Genomic DNA, 17479 nt, shown 5'->3' with positions numbered 1-17479 from the left:
CACCGCGAGATCCGTTGGGTGTGTGCCAAAGAAAAACCCATCACGAGGATGGGTTGATCAATATGGTGGCCTGGGGCGGAATCGAACCACCGACACAAGGATTTTCAGTCCTCTGCTCTACCGACTGAGCTACCGGGCCAAGCCGGGCAGTATAGCACTGCAAAAACGGGCTCAGCCTGGGCTGCGTTTGGAGCGGGTGAGGTCCACGCGCAGCTGCTTGAGCTTGCGGTAGAGGTGGGTTCGCTCCAGCCCGGTTTTTTCGGCAACGCGGGTCATGGAGCCGTGTTCCTTGGCCAAGTGGTACTCAAAGTAGGCGCGCTCAAAGTCGTCGCGGGCTTCGCGCAGCGGCTTGTCCAGTGGGAAACTTTGGATGGGTTCGGGGCCGGGGTCGACTTGGGCTGCGGCCGGGGTCTGCTGCGCTGCGGTCTCTGCGCCAATGGCGGTGCGGGGTTCGGGCGCCGGGCTTTCGCGTTGCTGCACAACGCCGCGGGCCAGACCCTGCTCCACCGCCTTGAGCAGTTTTTGCATGGTGATCGGTTTTTCCAGAAAGGCCAGCGCGCCGATGCGGGTGGCTTCGACCGCGGTGTCAATGGTGGCGTGGCCGCTCATCATGATGACGGGCATGTTGAGCATGCCGGCGCTGGACCACTCTTTGAGCAGCGTCACGCCATCGGTGTCTGGCATCCAGATGTCGAGCAAAACCAGTTCGGGACGCTCGCGCAGGCGGGCAGCGCGGGCCTGGGCGGCGTTCTCAGCAAGTTCGACCTGGTGCCCTTCGTCGTTGAGAATTTCCCACAGCAGGTCCCGAATGCCGTGCTCGTCGTCGACCACCAAAATGTTTGCCATCGTGTCCGTGGGTTTGCTGTGAAGGGCTTGCGCCGCTTAAGCGGCGCTGTCGTGCGCGGGCAATGATAACGACACTTGTGCGCCGACCACCTTGCCATCCTGCATGCGGTTGGTGATGTCCACGCGCGAGCCGTGTTCGTCCGCTATCTTCTTGACCACCGCCAGGCCCAGCCCGGTGCCTTTGGTTTTGGTGGTGACATAAGGTTCGAACGCGCGCTTGAGGATGGCGTCTGAGAAGCCGGTGCCGTGGTCCATCACACTCAGGCGCACGCGTTGGGACGTGGGCTGCCACTGGGTGCGCACCGTCACTGCGGCGCGCGGGCGTCCGGCTTCGGCGGCGGTTTCGCTGGCGTCTTGGGCGTTTTGCAGCAGGTTGTGAATGACCTGGCGCAACTGCTGCGCGTCGCCCATGACCTCGGGGCACTGCGCATCCAGGTCCAGGGCAATGGCCGCGCTGGTGGACTGGGCCTCATACAGGTGCAGCACATCGTGGATCAGCGCGTTGAGGTCCACCGGCTTGAGCTCGGCAGCGGGCAGGCGCGCGTAATCGCGAAACTCGTTGACCAACCGTTTCATGGCGTCGACCTGGTCCACGATGGTCTTGACCGACTTGTTGAGCACCGCCTGTTCAGCGGGCGCGAGCTTTCCGGCAAGCTTCATCTCCAGGCGCTCGGCCGACAGCTGGATCGGTGTGAGCGGGTTTTTGATCTCATGCGCCAAGCGGCGCGCCACCTCGCCCCAGGCCTGGGCACGCTGGGCGGAAACGATCTCGGAAATATCATCGAACACCAGTAGGCGCTCGTGCTCGGGCAACTCCGCGCCGCGGGCCACCAGGGTCAGCGCGCGGTCAAATGGGCTGTGCATGGGCGCCTGGCTGCCGCCAAGCTCGAAAGGCTGCTGCCAGTGGTCCGTGCCCTGCACATGGGCGCGCTGGGCGAACTCCGAAAACTGGCGCTGTACGCCAACACCAAAGTCTTCCAGACCGGGCACTGCGTCAATGGCTTGGCCTAGGTAACGTGCCAAGGGCACCTGCAAAATGCGTTCGGCACTGGGATTGAAAGAGCGTACCGCACCGTCGGCCGAGAGGACCATCACACCTGCAGTCAGGTTGTCCAGGATGGTTTGCAAGTGGGCCCGCGCCGCATCGACCTGGGCCATGCTGCGCTCGACCTCTTGGCGCGCGCCGGAAAGCTGCGCGGTCATGGTGGCAAACGCGCGGGTCAGGCCACCCAGCTCGTCGCGCCCCTGCATGGCCAGCTTGGGCGTGAGGTCGCCTGCAGCAACCTGGTTGACACCCTCGGCCAGCACCAGCAAGGGTCGCACGATCTGGTTGCCCAGCAACACCGCCAACAAGATGGCGCCAAACACCGCGAGAAACAAACTCAGCGTGAGCGTGCCGATGTACATGCGCTTAAGCCCTTCGCGCGCCAGAGCGCGCTCTTGGTACTCGCGGTTGGCAGACTCGACCGCCAGCGCGTTGGCCACGAGGTTGGCTGGCAAGGTTCGGGTGACCAGAAGGTAGCGGGTGTCGGGCGTGAGGTCGAGCGAATCTGAGGCCAGCGGCACCAGCACCCGAATGCGCGCCGTGCTGGCCTCGGTCGGTGCGGCGTCATCGAAGCCCTCAACCCAGGCGTGCGACCGGTCGGCGCGGGCAGCGCGGAACTGTGCGGGGCTGGGTTTGTCGGGAATCAGCTGGATGCGGGTCTGACCGGTGCTGGCCAGCAGCTGGCCCGAGCCGGTCCACAGTGCCACGCTGGTCGCACCAAGCTGTTCGGCCACACGCTCGATTTCCGCGCCCCCACCGTTTTGGGCCGCCTCTGGCCACTGAGCCCCCGATGCGCGGACCTTGGCATTGAGGTCGTTGGTCAGGGTTTCCAGGGTGACCCGGCCCAAACTCAGGCCCGCATCCAGTGCGCCTTCAACCTTTACGTCAAACCAAGTCTCGATGGAGCGCGACACAAACTGGTAGGACACCACGTAAATGAGCAGCCCCGGAACAATGCCAACCAGCGCAAATATGGCGGCAAGCTTGACCAGCAGTCGGCTGCCAAACTTGCCCTGTCGCAGGCGGCCCACCAGCCGGTACGCCACCCAGGCGATCGCCAGCAACAAAAGCGTGGCCACCGCCATGTTCACGTAGAACAGCACCGCGTAATTGCGCTCGTACAGTTCGCGGTTGTTGGTCGCCTGCATCAGCATGTACAACAGCAACAGTCCGATCAGTACCATGGTCAAAGCGACCACCGCGGTGGTGCGGCGCATGGCGCGCGAGGTGTGCAGGCCGCCAGGGCTTGCGGCGGGGACGTTCATTTGCCGGTTTCGATCGCAAGCGGCGCCTGGGCGGCCACCGCAATATCCCAGTCACTGTCGCCCAGCATGCCGATCTGGAACGGCCGCGGCAGCTGGGCCAAATCCAGTCGAAAGCGGAATTCAACACGGTGCTTCTGGGAAAGCTCCACGTTGCCAGCGTCGGCAATAGCCCAGTTCGAAACCCGCCGTATGGCGGCCAGCGCCAGGGCCAGAGTGTCAAAAGTTTGGTTGAGCGCCAGGCCCATGGGCGCGGCGGCACCCACTCCCGAGGTCACATTGAGTCGCCAGCGGCCGGTTAACGGCTGGTAGGCCAACCGAAAACTGCGTGCCGCGCTGGCAACCCGACTGTCATACCAGTACCAGCGTTCCCGCAAGACATCGGCGGTCATGACAAACACCATCGGAATGCCCTTAAGTAGGGCGTCCTCTACCGCCGGTGCCAGCTCAAACTGGAGTTGCGCTGACAGGGCAATCTGCTCGTCAACCCGCTCAACCCGAAGCTTCACGGTTTCGATCTGGCCCTGTGCCTGCGCCACCGCTGAAAACACCAGGCACGCCAGTGCCAGCCAGCGACGCCAAGCCCATTCAAGCAGCGCTTTTTTGCAGAAGGGCGTAGAAGAATCCGTCATGGTCAGTGCCCGGATTGTCCGGGAGAGGCACCGATCCGGTGCCTTTTTGCGGTATTAAATGCCCAGGCGACGGCAGCAAGCAGGCGTCGGTGTTGTGTGCAAGAAACGTTTCCACCTGGGCTTGGCCCTCTTGGCGGAACACCGAGCAGGTGCAATACAGCAAGCGCCCCCCCGGCTTGAGCAAGGGCCACAGCGCGCGCAGCAGCGTGGCTTGCACTGCGGCCAACTGGGCGATGTCGGTTTCGCGGCGCAGCCAGCGGACGTCGGGGTGGCGGCGCACGATGCCCGAGGCGGTACACGGGGCGTCGAGCAAGATGGCGTCAAAGGGCGCGCCGTCCCACCAGGATGCCGTAGCACCCACATCGGCGATGTGCACCGTAGCGTGCAGGTTCAGGCGCTGCAATGTCTGGTCGATGCGCCCGGCGCGACGGGCATCGGACTCCACGGCGACCACTGCAGCATCGGTGCGCTCTAGCAAGTGTCCGGTCTTGCCGCCGGGCGCCGCACAGGCGTCGAGCACGCGCGCATCTTGGGACAAGCCGACGCCTTCCAATAGCAGTAAAGCGGCAAGCTGCGCAGCCGCGTCCTGCACCGACACCTGCCCAGTGGCGAAGCCGGGGAGTTCGGTCACCGGAACAGCACGTGCCAATGCAACGCCACATGCGCCCACCGGTTGCGCTTGCAGGCCAGCATCGGCCAGTGCGACCAAGTACGACTCGCGCGACCCTTGGCGGGCGTTGACACGCAAGACCATGGGCGCGGGCCGGTTGGCCGCTTGCAAGATACCTTGCCAGTGCTGGGGGTGGTCGGCTTGCAGCCGTTGGATCCACCATAGCGGGTGATTCCATACTGCCACAGGGTCGGTGTCGGTTTGCGCAATCCACTGGGCGGGCTCGCGCAAAAAGCGCCGCAAGCAGGCGTTGATGAATGCCGCCTGGCGGGCCATGTCGGGGCTGCGCTTGGCGGCCTCGACGGCTTGATTCACCAGGGTGAACGCGTCGTACGGCGCAGCATCGGGCGACCAGACCAAGGCCAGGGCGGCGCACAGCAGCGCGTCCACCTTGGGCGCGGGTGTGCGCGGCACCAGCAGGGCACGCAGTGCGCGAGCGCGGCCCAGGTTGCGCCACACGTGAAACGACAGGGCCTGCACGCCGGGGCGCAGGTCAAGGGGCACCGCCTCCAGGGACGCGGTGCCCGACGCACCAACGCCCACCTGTGCCAGCACCTGGGTGAGCGCCTGCAGCTGGCGCCACAGGGGAACGTTGTGCGCCACCGCCTCGGCCCTCGCTCGTCAACGGTGTGCGCTACGCGTTCAGTCGCTGGCTGCGTCCTGGCTGGCCGCACTTTGCGCCATCGCGTCGGCCAGCTCGGCGGCTTCGGCGTCGGCAATGGCACGGCGCTCGGCGTCGTCCATCTTCTCGCGCACGGCCCGGGCTTCGTGGTAAGCCAAGCCGGTACCTGCGGGAATCAGGCGGCCGACGATGACGTTTTCCTTCAGACCGCGCAGCTCGTCGCGCTTGCCCATGATGGCGGCTTCGGTGAGCACGCGGGTGGTTTCCTGGAAGGAAGCCGCGCTGATGAAGCTGTCGGTGGACAAAGATGCCTTGGTGATACCGAGCAACAGGTTGGTGAAGGCCGCAGGGATCTTGCCCTCGCCGCGCAGACGGTCGTTGGTGTTGAGCATCTCGGAGCGCTCCACCTGTTCACCGTTGATGTAGCCCGAATCACCTGCCGACTCGACCACCACACGGCGCAGCATCTGGCGAACGATCACTTCGATGTGCTTGTCGTTGATCTTCACGCCCTGCAGGCGGTAAACGTCTTGCACTTCGTCGACGATGTAGCGGGCCAGCTCTTCGGAGCCCAACAGGCGCAAGATGTCTTGCGGATCGGCCGGGCCATCGACCACGGTTTCGCCCTTGTTGACCACCTGGCCCTCGTGGACCAAGATGTTCTTTTCCTTGGGCACCAACTCTTCCCAGACCTTGCCTTCGGGGTCGGTGATTTGCAGCCTGACCTTGCCCTTGGTTTCCTTGCCAAAGGAGATGGTGCCGGTCGTTTCCGCCAGCACGCCCTTGTCTTTCGGCGAACGCGCCTCGAACAACTCGGCCACACGCGGCAGACCGCCGGTGATGTCACGGGTTTTCTGGCCTTCGATGGGAATGCGGGCCAGCACTTCGCCGGGGCCCACATCCATGCCGTCGCGCACTTGCACCAAGGCACCCACTGGGAAGCCAATGGTCACCGAGTGGTCGGTGCCAGGAATCTTGACTTCGTTGCCTGCAGCGTCGATCAGCTTGACTTGGGGGCGCACCACCTTGGCAGCACCGCGGCGCTTGGGATCGATCACCACCAGGGTGGACAAGCCGGTGACTTCGTCCACCTGCTTGGCGACCGTGAGGCCCTCTTCCACATTCTCGAAGCGCGCACGTCCGGCGAACTCGGTGATGATGGGGCGGGTCAGCGGGTCCCAGTTGGCCAAAATCGCACCGGCCTTGACGCTCTGGTCGGTCTTGACCGTCAGGGTCGCGCCATAAGGCACTTTGTGGCGCTCGCGCTCGCGGCCGTGCTCGTCGTGAATGACAACTTCACCCGAGCGGGCAATCACCACCAGTTCGCCCTTGCTGTTGGTGACATAGCGCATGGTGGCGTTGAAGCCGATCACGCCGTTGGACTTGGCTTCCACACTGGAGGCGATGGCCGCACGCGATGCGGCACCACCGATGTGGAAGGTACGCATGGTGAGCTGCGTGCCGGGTTCGCCAATCGACTGCGCGGCAATCACACCCACGGCCTCGCCACCGTTGATCAGGCCGCCACGGCCCAGGTCGCGGCCATAGCACTTGGCGCAAATGCCGAAGCGGGTTTCGCAGGTCAGCGCGGTACGCACTTTGACTTCATCCACGCCGGCAGCTTCGAGCTCCTCGATCTTGTCTTCATCGAGCATCTCGCCAGCATTCGCCAGCACGGCGCGGGTTTCGGGGTGCAGCACATCGTCGGCAGCGCAGCGGCCCAGAATCCGGTCGCGCAGCGATTCGATGGTTTCGCCGCCCTCGACAATGGCGCGCATCAGGTAGCCGTTGTGGGTTTCGCAGTCCTGCTCGGTCACCACCAAGTCTTGTGTCACATCGACCAAGCGGCGCGTGAGGTAGCCTGAGTTGGCGGTCTTGAGCGCGGTGTCGGCCAGGCCCTTGCGGGCGCCGTGGGTGGAGATGAAGTACTCCAGCACGTTGAGACCTTCACGGAAGTTGGCGGTGATGGGCGTCTCAATGATGGAGCCATCGGGCTTGGCCATCAAGCCACGCATGCCGGCCACCTGGCGAATCTGCGCGGCGGAACCGCGGGCACCGGAGTCGGCCATCATGTAGATGGAGTTGAACGACTCCTGCTGCACTTGCTTGCCATGGCGGTCGGTGACGATCTCCTTGGAGAGCTTGGCCATCATCACCTTGGAGACTTCGTCGCCCGACTTGCCCCAGATGTCGACCACCTTGTTATAGCGCTCGCCCGCAGTCACCAAGCCGGAAACGTATTGCTGCTCAATCTCTTTGACGTCCTTTTGGGCGCGGCGGATGATTTCGTGCTTCTCTTGCGGCACCAGCATGTCGTCGATGCAGATGGAAATGCCAGCCTTGGTCGCCAAACGGAAGCCCGCCTGCAACAGCTTGTCGGCAAACACCACCGTCTCTTTCAAGCCGCACTTGCGGAAAGACACGTTGATGAGCTTGGAGATTTCTTTCTTCTTCAGGGCCTTATTGATGTTGGCAAACGGCAGGCCCTTGGGCAGGATTTCGGAGAGCAAGGCGCGGCCAGCGGTGGTTTCCCACAGCGCAGTCGATGCAACAAACTCGCCGCTTTCCTTGTCTTTGGTGTACTCGGTCAGGCGCACGTTAATGCGCGAGTTGAGTTCCACCTCGCCCGCATCGAACGCGCGCTGCACTTCGCCGGTGTCGGCAAAAATCAGGCCTTCGCCCTTGCCGTTGATGCGCTCACGGGTGGTGTAGTACAAGCCCAGCACCACGTCTTGCGAGGGCACGATGGACGGCTCGCCGTTGGCGGGGAACAGCACGTTGTTGGAGGCCAGCATCAGCGTGCGGGCTTCCATTTGCGCCTCCACCGACAAGGGCACGTGCACCGCCATCTGGTCGCCGTCGAAGTCGGCGTTGAAGGCCGCGCAGACCAGGGGGTGCAGCTGAATGGCTTTGCCTTCGATGAGGATGGGCTCAAAGGCCTGGATGCCCAGGCGGTGCAGCGTAGGTGCGCGGTTGAGCATCACCGGGTGCTCTTTGATGACTTCTTCGAGGATGTCCCAGACCACCGGCGTGCCAGATTCAACTTCCTTCTTGGCCGCCTTGATGGTGGTGGCAATGCCCATGGCTTCCAGCCGCGCGAAGATGAAGGGCTTGAACAACTCCAAGGCCATCAGCTTGGGCAGACCGCACTGGTGCAACTTGAGGGTGGGGCCCACAGTGATCACGGAACGGCCGGAGTAGTCCACGCGCTTGCCCAGCAAGTTCTGACGGAAGCGGCCCGACTTGCCTTTGATCATGTCGGCCAAGGACTTGAGTGCGCGCTTGTTGGCGCCGGTCATGGCCTTGCCGCGGCGGCCGTTGTCCAGCAAACTGTCCACGGCTTCTTGCAGCATCCGCTTTTCGTTGCGGGCGATGATCTCGGGGGCCTTCAATTCCAGCAAACGGCGCAGGCGGCTGTTGCGGTTGATCACGCGGCGGTACAGGTCGTTGAGGTCAGAGGTCGCAAAGCGGCCGCCGTCCAGCGGTACCAAGGGACGCAAGTCCGGTGGCAGCACGGGCAGCACATCAAGCACCATCCACTCGGGTTTGATGCCGGACTTTTTGAACGCTTCAAGCACCTTCAAACGCTTGGCGTTCTTCTTGATCTTGAGCTCGGAGCCAGTCAGGTCGTTGCGCAGCTTCTCGATCGAGCCTTCGATGTCGATGCTTTGCAACAGGTCCTTGATGCCTTCAGCGCCCATCTTTGCGGTGAACTCATCACCGTATTCCTTGAACTTGGCGTCGAAATCGTCCTCGGTCATGATGCTGAACTTCTTCAGCGGCGTCATGCCGGGGTCGGTGACTACGTAGGCTTCAAAGTAGAGCACGCGCTCGATATCGCGCAGCGTCATGTCCAGCACCAGGCCCAAACGACTGGGCAGGGACTTGAGGAACCAGATGTGGGCGCAAGGTGCCGCCAGATCGATGTGGCCCATGCGTTCGCGGCGCACTTTGGTCTGGGTGACTTCCACACCGCATTTCTCGCAGATGACGCCACGGTGCTTGAGGCGCTTGTACTTGCCGCACAGGCATTCGTAGTCCTTGATGGGCCCGAAGATCTTGGCGCAAAACAGGCCGTCGCGCTCTGGCTTGAAGGTGCGGTAGTTGATGGTCTCGGGTTTCTTCACTTCGCCGAAAGACCAAGAGCGGATTTTTTCGGGCGAGGCCATGCCGATTTTGATGGCATCGAAATGCTCATCGGGCGTGAACTGCTTGAACAGGTCGAGTAAAGATTTCATGTGACTTCTTTCCCTTATCTTTAAGAACGTTCGAGTTCAATGTCGATGCCCAAGGAACGAATTTCCTTGACCAGCACGTTGAACGATTCGGGCATACCGGCTTCGATGGAGTGCTCGCCCTTGACGATGTTTTCATACACCTTGGTACGGCCTTGCACGTCATCGGATTTGACCGTGAGCATTTCCTGCAGCACGTAGGACGCACCATAGGCCTCCAGCGCCCACACTTCCATTTCGCCAAAACGCTGTCCACCAAACTGCGCCTTGCCGCCCAGCGGTTGTTGTGTGACCAGGCTGTATGGCCCGGTGGAGCGGGCGTGCATCTTGTCGTCCACCAGGTGGTGCAGCTTGAGGTAATGCATGTAGCCCACGGTGGTGGTGCGCTCGAATGGGTCGCCGGTGCGGCCGTCGTATAACTGCGCTTGGGTGCGGGTGGCGGTCAAGCCCTTGGCCTTGGCCACTTCCTCCGGGTAAGCCAATTGCAGCATGTCGCCAATCTCGGCTTCGGTGGCACCGTCGAACACGGGTGACGCAAACGGCACGCCGTGGGTCAGCTCTTCGGCCATGTCGCGGACTTCGGAATCCGACAACTGCTTCAGGTCTTCCTTGCGGCCTGTGCCGTTGTAGATTTTTTCCATCAGGCCGCGGATTTCAGCCACAGCGGCTTCGCGCTGGAGCATGTCACCGATGCGCTGGCCCAGGCCCTTGCCGGCCCAGCCCAGGTGCACTTCCAGCACCTGACCGATGTTCATCCGCGAAGGAACGCCCAGAGGGTTCAGCACGATGTCCACGGGTGTGCCGTCAGCCATGTAAGGCATGTCTTCCACCGGAGTGATCTTGGAGACCACGCCCTTGTTACCGTGGCGACCAGCCATCTTGTCACCGGGCTGCAAGCGGCGCTTGACCGCGATGTAGACCTTGACCATCTTCAACACGCCTGCGGGCAACTCGTCGCCCTGCGTCAACTTTTTGCGCTTTTCTTCAAAGGCTAGGTCGAAACTGTGGCGGGTTTGTTCCAGCGAGTTCTTGATGCTTTCCAGCTGTCCCGCCACGTCTTCGTCGGCAGGGCGGATGTCAAACCAGTGGAACTTCTCCACCGAAGCCAGATAGGCCTTGTCGATCTTGGTGCCCTTGGCCAGCTTTTGCGGTCCACCGTTGGCGGCCTTGCCGTCGAGCAGCTTGGCGATACGGTCGAATGCGTCGGCTTCCACGATGCGGATCTGGTCGTTCAAGTCGAGGCGGAAGCGCTTCAGCTCGTCGTCAATGATCTGCTGTGCGCGCTTGTCGCGGGTGATGCCTTCACGGGTGAAGACTTGCACATCAATGACGGTGCCTTGCGAGCCCTGATCAACACGCAGCGAAGTGTCTTTCACATCGCTGGCTTTCTCGCCAAAGATGGCGCGCAACAGTTTTTCTTCTGGCGTGAGCGTGGTCTCTCCCTTGGGTGTGACCTTGCCGACCAGCGTGTCGCCGGGCAACACTTCAGCACCCACGTAGATGATGCCGGACTCGTCCAGACGGTTGAGCTGCTGCTCGCTCAGGTTGGGAATATCACGGGTGATTTCTTCCGCGCCCAACTTGGTGTCACGCGCCATCACCACGAGTTCTTCGATGTGGATGGAGGTGTAGCGGTCTTCAGCCACCACGCGCTCGCTGATCAAAATCGAGTCTTCGAAGTTGTAGCCGTTCCAGGGCATGAAGGCCACAAGCATGTTCTGACCGATGGCGATTTCACCCAGGTCAGTCGATGCGCCGTCGGCGATCACATCACCCTTGGCCAGCTTGTCGCCACGCTTGACGATCGGGCGCTGATGGATGTTGGTGTTCTGGTTGGAGCGCTGGTACTTGATGAGGTTGTAAATATCCACACCCACTTCACCGGCCTGCGCCTCGCTGTCGTTGACGCGCACCACGATGCGGGTTGCGTCCACGTAATCAACCACGCCACCGCGGGTTGCGGTGACCACAGTGCCGGAGTCAATCGCAGCAACGCGCTCAATACCGGTGCCAACCATGGGCTTTTCGGGACGCAACACTGGCACGGCCTGGCGCGACATGTTGGCGCCCATCAGCGCGCGGTTGGCGTCGTCGTGCTCTAGGAACGGCACCAGTGATGCCGCCACCGACACAATTTGCGCCGGTGACACATCCATGTACTGGATGCGCTCGGCGCTGCACAGAATCGACTCGCCTTTTTCGCGGGCCGAGACCAAGTCACCGGTCAGCAGGCCGTCCTTGTTCAGGGCGGCGTTAGCCTGCGCGATCACGTACTTGCCTTCTTCGATCGCCGACAGGTAATCGATGTCCATCGTCACCTTGCTATCTACCACGCGGCGGTAGGGTGTCTCGATGAAGCCGTATTCATTGAGGCGTGCGTACAAAGCCAAGGAGTTGATCAGGCCGATGTTTGGACCTTCTGGCGTCTCGATAGGGCAGACTCGGCCGTAATGGGTGACGTGCACGTCACGCACCTCGAAGCCAGCGCGTTCGCGGGTCAAGCCACCCGGGCCCAGTGCCGACACACGGCGCTTGTGGGTGATCTCGGCCAGCGGGTTGGTCTGGTCCATGAACTGTGACAACTGAGAGGCGCCGAAGAACTCCTTGAGCGCTGCAGAGATGGGCTTGCTGTTGATCAGGTCGTGCGGCATCAGCGGCTCTTGCTCGGCCTGGCCCAGACGCTCTTTGACGGCCTTCTCGATACGGGCCAAACCGGTTCGGTACTGGTTCTCGGCCAATTCGCCCACGCAACGCACGCGGCGGTTGCCCAGGTGGTCGATGTCATCGACTTCACCACGGCCATTGCGCAAGTCCACCAAGATCTTGACCACCGAAAGAATGTCTTCATTGGTCAGCACCATGGGGCCGGTCGACTCGGCGCGGCCCATTTTGGCGTTGAACTTCATGCGGCCCACGCGCGACAAATCGTAGGTGTCGGGGTTGTAGAACAGGCGCTGGAACAGCGCTTGCACGGCGTCTTCCGTGGGCGGCTCGCCGGGGCGCATCATGCGGTAGATGGCCACGCGGGCGGCGAACTCGTCGGCGGTTTCGTCGATGCGCAGGGTTTGCGAAATATAGGCGCCCTGGTCAAGTTCGTTGGTGTAGATGCAGGCCAGTTCCTGAATGTGGGCGGCGCGCAGCTTCTTGAGCAACTGCTCGGTCAGCTCTTCGTTGGCCTTGGCCAAAATCTCACCGGTTTCAGCATCGACGACGTTGCGCGCAACGATGCGGCCCACCAGAAAGTCTTCGGGCACGCTGATGTGCGTGGTTTGGGTTTGCTCAAGCTCACGCGTGTGGCGGGCGGTGACGCGCTTGTCTTTGGCCACCACCACCTTGCCGCTCTTGTCGGTGATGTCAAAGCGGGCGACTTCACCGCGCAGGCGCTCGGCCACAAACTCCATTTGGGCGCCGCTGTCCATCAGACGGAAGTTGTCATTGACGAAGAAGTTGGCCAGGATGGATTCGTTGTTCAGGCCGATGGCGCGCAACAAAATCGTGACCGGCATCTTGCGACGGCGGTCGACGCGGAAGTACAGCAGGTCTTTGGGGTCGAACTCAAAGTCCAGCCAGGAGCCGCGGTAAGGAATGATGCGGGCCGAGAACAGCAGCTTGCCCGAGCTGTGGGTTTTTCCCTTGTCGTGCTCAAAAAACACGCCGGGGGAGCGGTGCAGCTGCGAGACGATGACGCGCTCGGTGCCATTGATGATGAAGGAGCCCTTGGTGGTCATCAAGGGCACTTCGCCCATGTAGACCTCTTGTTCCTTAACTTCCTTGACCACCTTGTTTTGCGAAGTGGACGATTCACGGTCGTAAATGATGAGTTGCACCTTGGCGCGCACTGCAGATGCGTAGGTCAGGCCTCGGGTCTGGCACTCACGCACATCAAAAGCCGGCTTGGCCAAGTTGTACTCGAGGTACTTCATCTCGACGAAACCGTTGTGCGACACGATGGGGAAGGCCGCCTCGAACGCAGCCTGCAAACCCTCAACCGTGCGCTTTTTGGGCGGCACTTCCGCTTGAAGGAACGCGGTGTAAGCATCCTTCTGCATCTGCAACAAGTAGGGAATTTCGAGCACGCTGTCGCGGTTGCCGAAATTTTTGCGAATGCGTTTGCGTTCTGTGTATGTGTAAGCCATTAGATCTCCGGGCAAAAACTGAAGGAATCCTGGGGGTCCTAGGCGACTGTCGCGTTGAGCACCGCTCTCAACAGGCTTGGTGATTGGCCACTACCAATCATTGGCGGACGGCTGCGCATTGCACACAACCCGTACCAAGGCATCTTCTGCAGTCGGTTTCAGAAGACACTCCAAAGTGGTTGCCGCCAACCAATTTGGAGTGGACTCTGTAAGCACAAAAGCTGGAGTGCCCTTAGCGGACACCCCAGCCTTTTGCGCGGACTGAATTACTTCAGTTCAGCCTTGGCACCGGCTTCCACCAGCTTCTTGAGGGCGGCTTCGGCGTCAGCCTTGGCAATGCCTTCCTTGACCGACTTAGGAGCGCCGTCCACCAGGTCCTTGGCTTCCTTGAGGCCCAGGCCGGTGATTTCGCGCACTGCCTTGATGACCGACACCTTGTTGGCGCCAGCCTCGGTCAGGACGACGTTGAATTCGGTCTTCTCTTCCACTGCTGCAGCGGCACCACCACCACCACCCGCAGCGGGCGCGGCCATGGCGGCTGCGCTCACACCAAACTTCTCTTCGATGGCCTTAACCAGGTCGTTGAGTTCCATGACCGTCATGCTGTCGAGCGCGGTCAAAAATGCGTCTTTATCGAATGCCATTTTGATTTCCTAACAATATTGGTTACTACAACAGCGGGGCCTAGGCCGCCACTGCTTCTGCTGGGGCAGCGGATGCCGCGCCTGCGCCTTTTTGTTCCGCCACTGCGGCCAGCACACGGGCTGTACGCGAGATGGGGGATTGCATCAAGCCCAGCAGCTGTGCCAGCAACACTTCCTTGGAAGGGATGCTTGCCAGTTGCTTAACGCCGTTGACGTCCAGCACTTTCCCACCGTACGCACCGCCACGGATCACCAACTTGTCATTGGTTTTCGCGAAGTCGGCCACCACCTTGGCGGCGGCTACTGCGTCTTGGGAAAAGCTGTAAATCAGCGGGCCGGACATCTGGTCGGCCACAACCTCAAACGCACTACCAGCCACGGCTCGGCGGGCCAAGGTGTTTTTCAACACACTGAGGCTCACACCTTGGCTGCGGGCGGTATTGCGCAGTTTGGTCATGTCCGCAACCGTGATGCCGCGGTACTCCGCAATCACGAGCGTTTGAGCTTTTGCGGCGAGGCTGGTCACATCCGATATGACCGCTTCTTTCTCACTGCGATTCAGACTCAAGGTCTACTCCTTTCAATGTGCCTTGCAGCTTTCGCTGCTTGGGCACGCCACATTGCAGCGACCAACTGTTTACAGAAAACTTCCGTATGCAGCGGGATCGCCATCTGCGTTGGCTTTGGCGGCGATTGGAATCGCTGCCTGTTTTAAGCACAGCTGCCTGTGCGCCAACGGTCTTGGATGGCCTGGACGCACCTTGGAGTACGTCCAGCCCACCACATCGGGCACTGCTCGCGCAGCACCCAGATTCCTAAGCGCTTATCCGCTGATGGTTTGGATGTCCACACGAACACCCACACCCATGGTCGAGGACACCGCGACCTTGCGCAAATACACACCCTTGCTCGACGCGGGCTTGGCTTTGGTCAAGGCCTCCACCAGCGCAGCCAAATTGCCCTGCAGCTTGTCGCTTTCGAACGAGCGGCGGCCGATGGTCGAATGCACGATACCGGCTTTGTCGACACGGAATTGCACCTGGCCGGCCTTGGCGTTGCGCACCGCACCTGCCACGTCCGGCGTCACGGTGCCCACCTTGGGGTTAGGCATCAAGCCACGCGGGCCCAAAATCTGGCCCAACGTACCCACGACACGCATAGCGTCCGGAGCGGCAATGACCACATCGAACGGCATGTCACCGGCCTTGACCATCGCGGCCAAATCGTCCATGCCGACGATGTCGGCACCCGCAGCCTTGGCTTCTTCGGCCTTGGCACCTTGGGCGAACACCGCCACGCGCTTGGTCTTGCCGGTGCCGTTGGGTAGCACTACGGCGCCACGCACCACTTGGTCGGACTTCTTGGCATCAATACCGAGTTGCACTGCGACGTCGATCGACTCATCAAACTTGGCGTTGGCGAACTCCTTCACCAGCCCCAGGGCATCGCCCAAGGGATAGAGCTTGTTGCTGTCAACCTTGCCCACTTGGGTCTTTTGCTTTTTGGTGAGCTTGGACATTTAAACGCCCTCCACATTCACGCCCATCGAGCGGGCCGAGCCGGCGATAGTACGAACCGCTGCATCCAGATCGGCTGCAGTCATATCTTTCATTTTGGTCTTTGCGATTTCCTCGAGCTGCGCGCGGGTGATCTTGCCAACCTTGTCCACGTGCGCACGGGCAGAGCCCTTGTCGAGCTTGATCGCCTTCTTGATCAGCACGGTTGCCGGCGGTGTCTTGATGACGAAAGTAAAGCTCTTGTCCGCAAATGCGGTGATCACCACCGGCAACGGCAGTCCAGGCTCTACACCTTGGGTCTGCGCGTTGAACGCCTTGCAGAACTCCATGATGTTCAAACCACGTTGACCCAATGCCGGGCCGATGGGTGGGGAAGGATTGGCTTTACCAGCTGGCACTTGCAGCTTGATAAATCCGACGATTTTCTTTGCCATGTTTTCTCCTTGCGGGTGGTAACGCCTTGGTACTGACCTATTCAGACCGCGGCTCCCCGGGGGTTAACGACTCTTCCTCTTCAAACCACTGCACCGAGTCGGCAAGTGCAGCTTGTCGGGGACCGCTCCCCACACTCCTGTCGTCAGGTTTTCTCGATTTGAGAGAACTCCAACTCCACCGGCGTGGATCGCCCAAAAATGGTGACCGAGACACGCACCTTGCTCTTCTCGTAGTTGACGTCTTCCACCGAACCATTGAAGTCGGTGAACGGGCCATCCTTGACGCGCACATATTCGCCAACCACAAACTCGATCTTGTGGCGCGGCTTCTCGGTGCCTTCTTGCATCTGGCTCACAATCTTCATGACCTCGGCCTCCGAGATCGGGGCGGGGCGGTTCTTGGCTCCACCTACAAATCCGGTCACTTTGTTGGTGTGCTTGACCAAGTGCCAAGTGTCATCATCCATCACCATTTCAACCAGCACATAGCCAGGGAAAAACTTGCGCTCGGTGGTTTTCTTTTGGCCGTTCTTGACCTCAACCACCTCTTCCATAGGCACCAAAATGCGACCAAACTTGTTCTGCATGCCCGCACGGTTGATCCGCTCAAGAATGTTGCGCTCCACCGCCTTTTCCATGCCGGAATAAGCGTGCACAACGTACCAACGCAAATCCGGGTTGGCCGACTGCGTCGCGGCCGCTGCGGCCGAGTCTGTTGCTGCGTCAGTCATTGCTACTTCCATCCCAGAATCAAGTCGTAAAAAAGCCATTCCAGAGTTTTGTCCGTCAGCCACAAGAACAGCGCCATGATCAAGACAAAGCCGAACACATAAGCAGTGATCTGGATCGCCTCCTTGCGCTCAGGCCAGACCACCTTTCTGACCTCTTTCCACGCGTCACGACCAAAAGCCACAAGCTGGCGTCCGGACTCCGCGGTCAGAAACACACCCACTGCCGCCGCCAAACACGCCAGCAACGCACCCCATTGCACCAAGGGCCCCTGCTTGGATAGCAGGTAAAAAGACGCGAGTGCGGCGACCACCAATGCAGCAGCCGCACCCAACTTGGCCTTGTCGGCGCCGGTGTTCACTGTTTCAACTTGTGTCGTGGCCATAGTTTTCTTACTTAACAGAGGGTTCGATACGCTTAGCAAAATCAGCCATCCTAAGACGCTGAAGCCCGCTAGGGTTTAGCGGGCTTGTTTGCCGCCCCGGTTACCGGGTGGCAGGGGCAGTAGGAATCGAACCTACAACCTTCGGTTTTGGAGACCGACGCTCTGCCAATTGAGCTATACCCCTACAGCAAATCCTTACGCAATGATCTTGGCAACGACGCCCGCGCCCACAGTGCGGCCGCCTTCGCGGATAGCAAAGCGCAGACCCTCTTCCATGGCGATCGGGTTGATCAGCTTCACAGTGATCGACACGTTGTCGCCA

12 protein-coding genes, 2 tRNA genes and 1 pseudogene are annotated in these 17479 nt (G+C 61.0%); all 15 read right to left on the bottom strand.

The features are described from left to right. Positions 1–63: 63 nt before the first annotated feature. Positions 64–139, bottom strand: a tRNA-Phe gene (locus tag ACILRC_RS09730). Positions 140–171: 32 nt separating this feature from the next. Beyond that, positions 172–846, bottom strand: a complete 675-nt coding sequence (locus ACILRC_RS09725; RefSeq protein WP_395669167.1) for a response regulator — start codon at positions 844–846, stop codon at positions 172–174. Positions 847–882: 36 nt separating this feature from the next. Beyond that, entirely contained in the window at positions 883–3156 is a 2274-nt protein-coding gene (locus ACILRC_RS09720; protein WP_395669166.1) for an ATP-binding protein, read from the bottom strand. Further along, complete coding sequence (locus tag ACILRC_RS09715) at positions 3153–3785, bottom strand: DUF4390 domain-containing protein (RefSeq protein WP_395669165.1); 633 nt, start codon at positions 3783–3785, stop codon at positions 3153–3155. Before ACILRC_RS09715 ends, ACILRC_RS09720 begins: the two co-directional genes overlap by 4 nt. Further along, on the bottom strand, positions 3742–5058 hold the full coding sequence (rsmB, locus tag ACILRC_RS09710) for a 16S rRNA (cytosine(967)-C(5))-methyltransferase RsmB (protein WP_395669164.1): 1317 nt from the start codon (positions 5056–5058) through the stop codon (positions 3742–3744). The genes ACILRC_RS09715 and rsmB overlap by 44 nt, the downstream gene beginning before the upstream one ends. Positions 5059–5097: 39 nt before the next feature. Beyond that, positions 5098–9315: a DNA-directed RNA polymerase subunit beta' gene (gene rpoC, locus ACILRC_RS09705; protein ID WP_395669163.1), complete on the bottom strand. Its 4218-nt coding sequence runs from the start codon at positions 9313–9315 to the stop codon at positions 5098–5100. Between the two features lie 20 nt (positions 9316–9335). Further along, positions 9336–13448, bottom strand: a complete 4113-nt coding sequence (gene rpoB / locus ACILRC_RS09700; protein WP_395669162.1) for a DNA-directed RNA polymerase subunit beta — start codon at positions 13446–13448, stop codon at positions 9336–9338. Between the two features lie 266 nt (positions 13449–13714). Next, a complete protein-coding gene (gene rplL, locus ACILRC_RS09695; protein ID WP_395669161.1) occupies positions 13715–14092 on the bottom strand; it encodes a 50S ribosomal protein L7/L12 in 378 nt (125 codons plus the stop codon). Positions 14093–14132: 40 nt separating this feature from the next. After that, entirely contained in the window at positions 14133–14660 is a 528-nt protein-coding gene (gene rplJ, locus ACILRC_RS09690; RefSeq protein ID WP_395669160.1) for a 50S ribosomal protein L10, read from the bottom strand. Between the two features lie 255 nt (positions 14661–14915). After that, positions 14916–15611 (bottom strand): 50S ribosomal protein L1, encoded by a 696-nt coding sequence (rplA, locus tag ACILRC_RS09685; RefSeq protein ID WP_395669159.1) that lies wholly within the window; start codon positions 15609–15611, stop codon positions 14916–14918. Then, a complete protein-coding gene (gene rplK / locus ACILRC_RS09680) occupies positions 15612–16043 on the bottom strand; it encodes a 50S ribosomal protein L11 (protein ID WP_395669158.1) in 432 nt (143 codons plus the stop codon). Positions 16044–16186: 143 nt separating this feature from the next. Then, complete coding sequence (gene nusG / locus ACILRC_RS09675; protein ID WP_395669157.1) at positions 16187–16774, bottom strand: transcription termination/antitermination protein NusG; 588 nt, start codon at positions 16772–16774, stop codon at positions 16187–16189. Between the two features lie 2 nt (positions 16775–16776). Further along, positions 16777–17157 carry a preprotein translocase subunit SecE gene (gene secE, locus ACILRC_RS09670; RefSeq protein WP_395669156.1) on the bottom strand — a complete coding sequence of 127 codons (381 nt, stop codon included), beginning with the start codon at positions 17155–17157 and terminating at the stop codon, positions 16777–16779. 108 nt (positions 17158–17265) lie between these two features. Next, positions 17266–17341: transfer RNA gene (locus ACILRC_RS09665), tRNA-Trp, on the bottom strand. 11 nt (positions 17342–17352) lie between these two features. After that, positions 17353–17479: pseudogene (locus ACILRC_RS09660) on the bottom strand (elongation factor Tu); the annotation flags it as partial.

Origin of the sequence: Rhodoferax sp., from assembly GCF_044236835.1 — a bacterium.
GTDB lineage: Bacteria > Pseudomonadota > Gammaproteobacteria > Burkholderiales > Burkholderiaceae_C > Allorhodoferax.
Note: the sequence above shows the minus strand (reverse complement) of the source record. Positions and strands in the feature narration are given on the sequence as shown.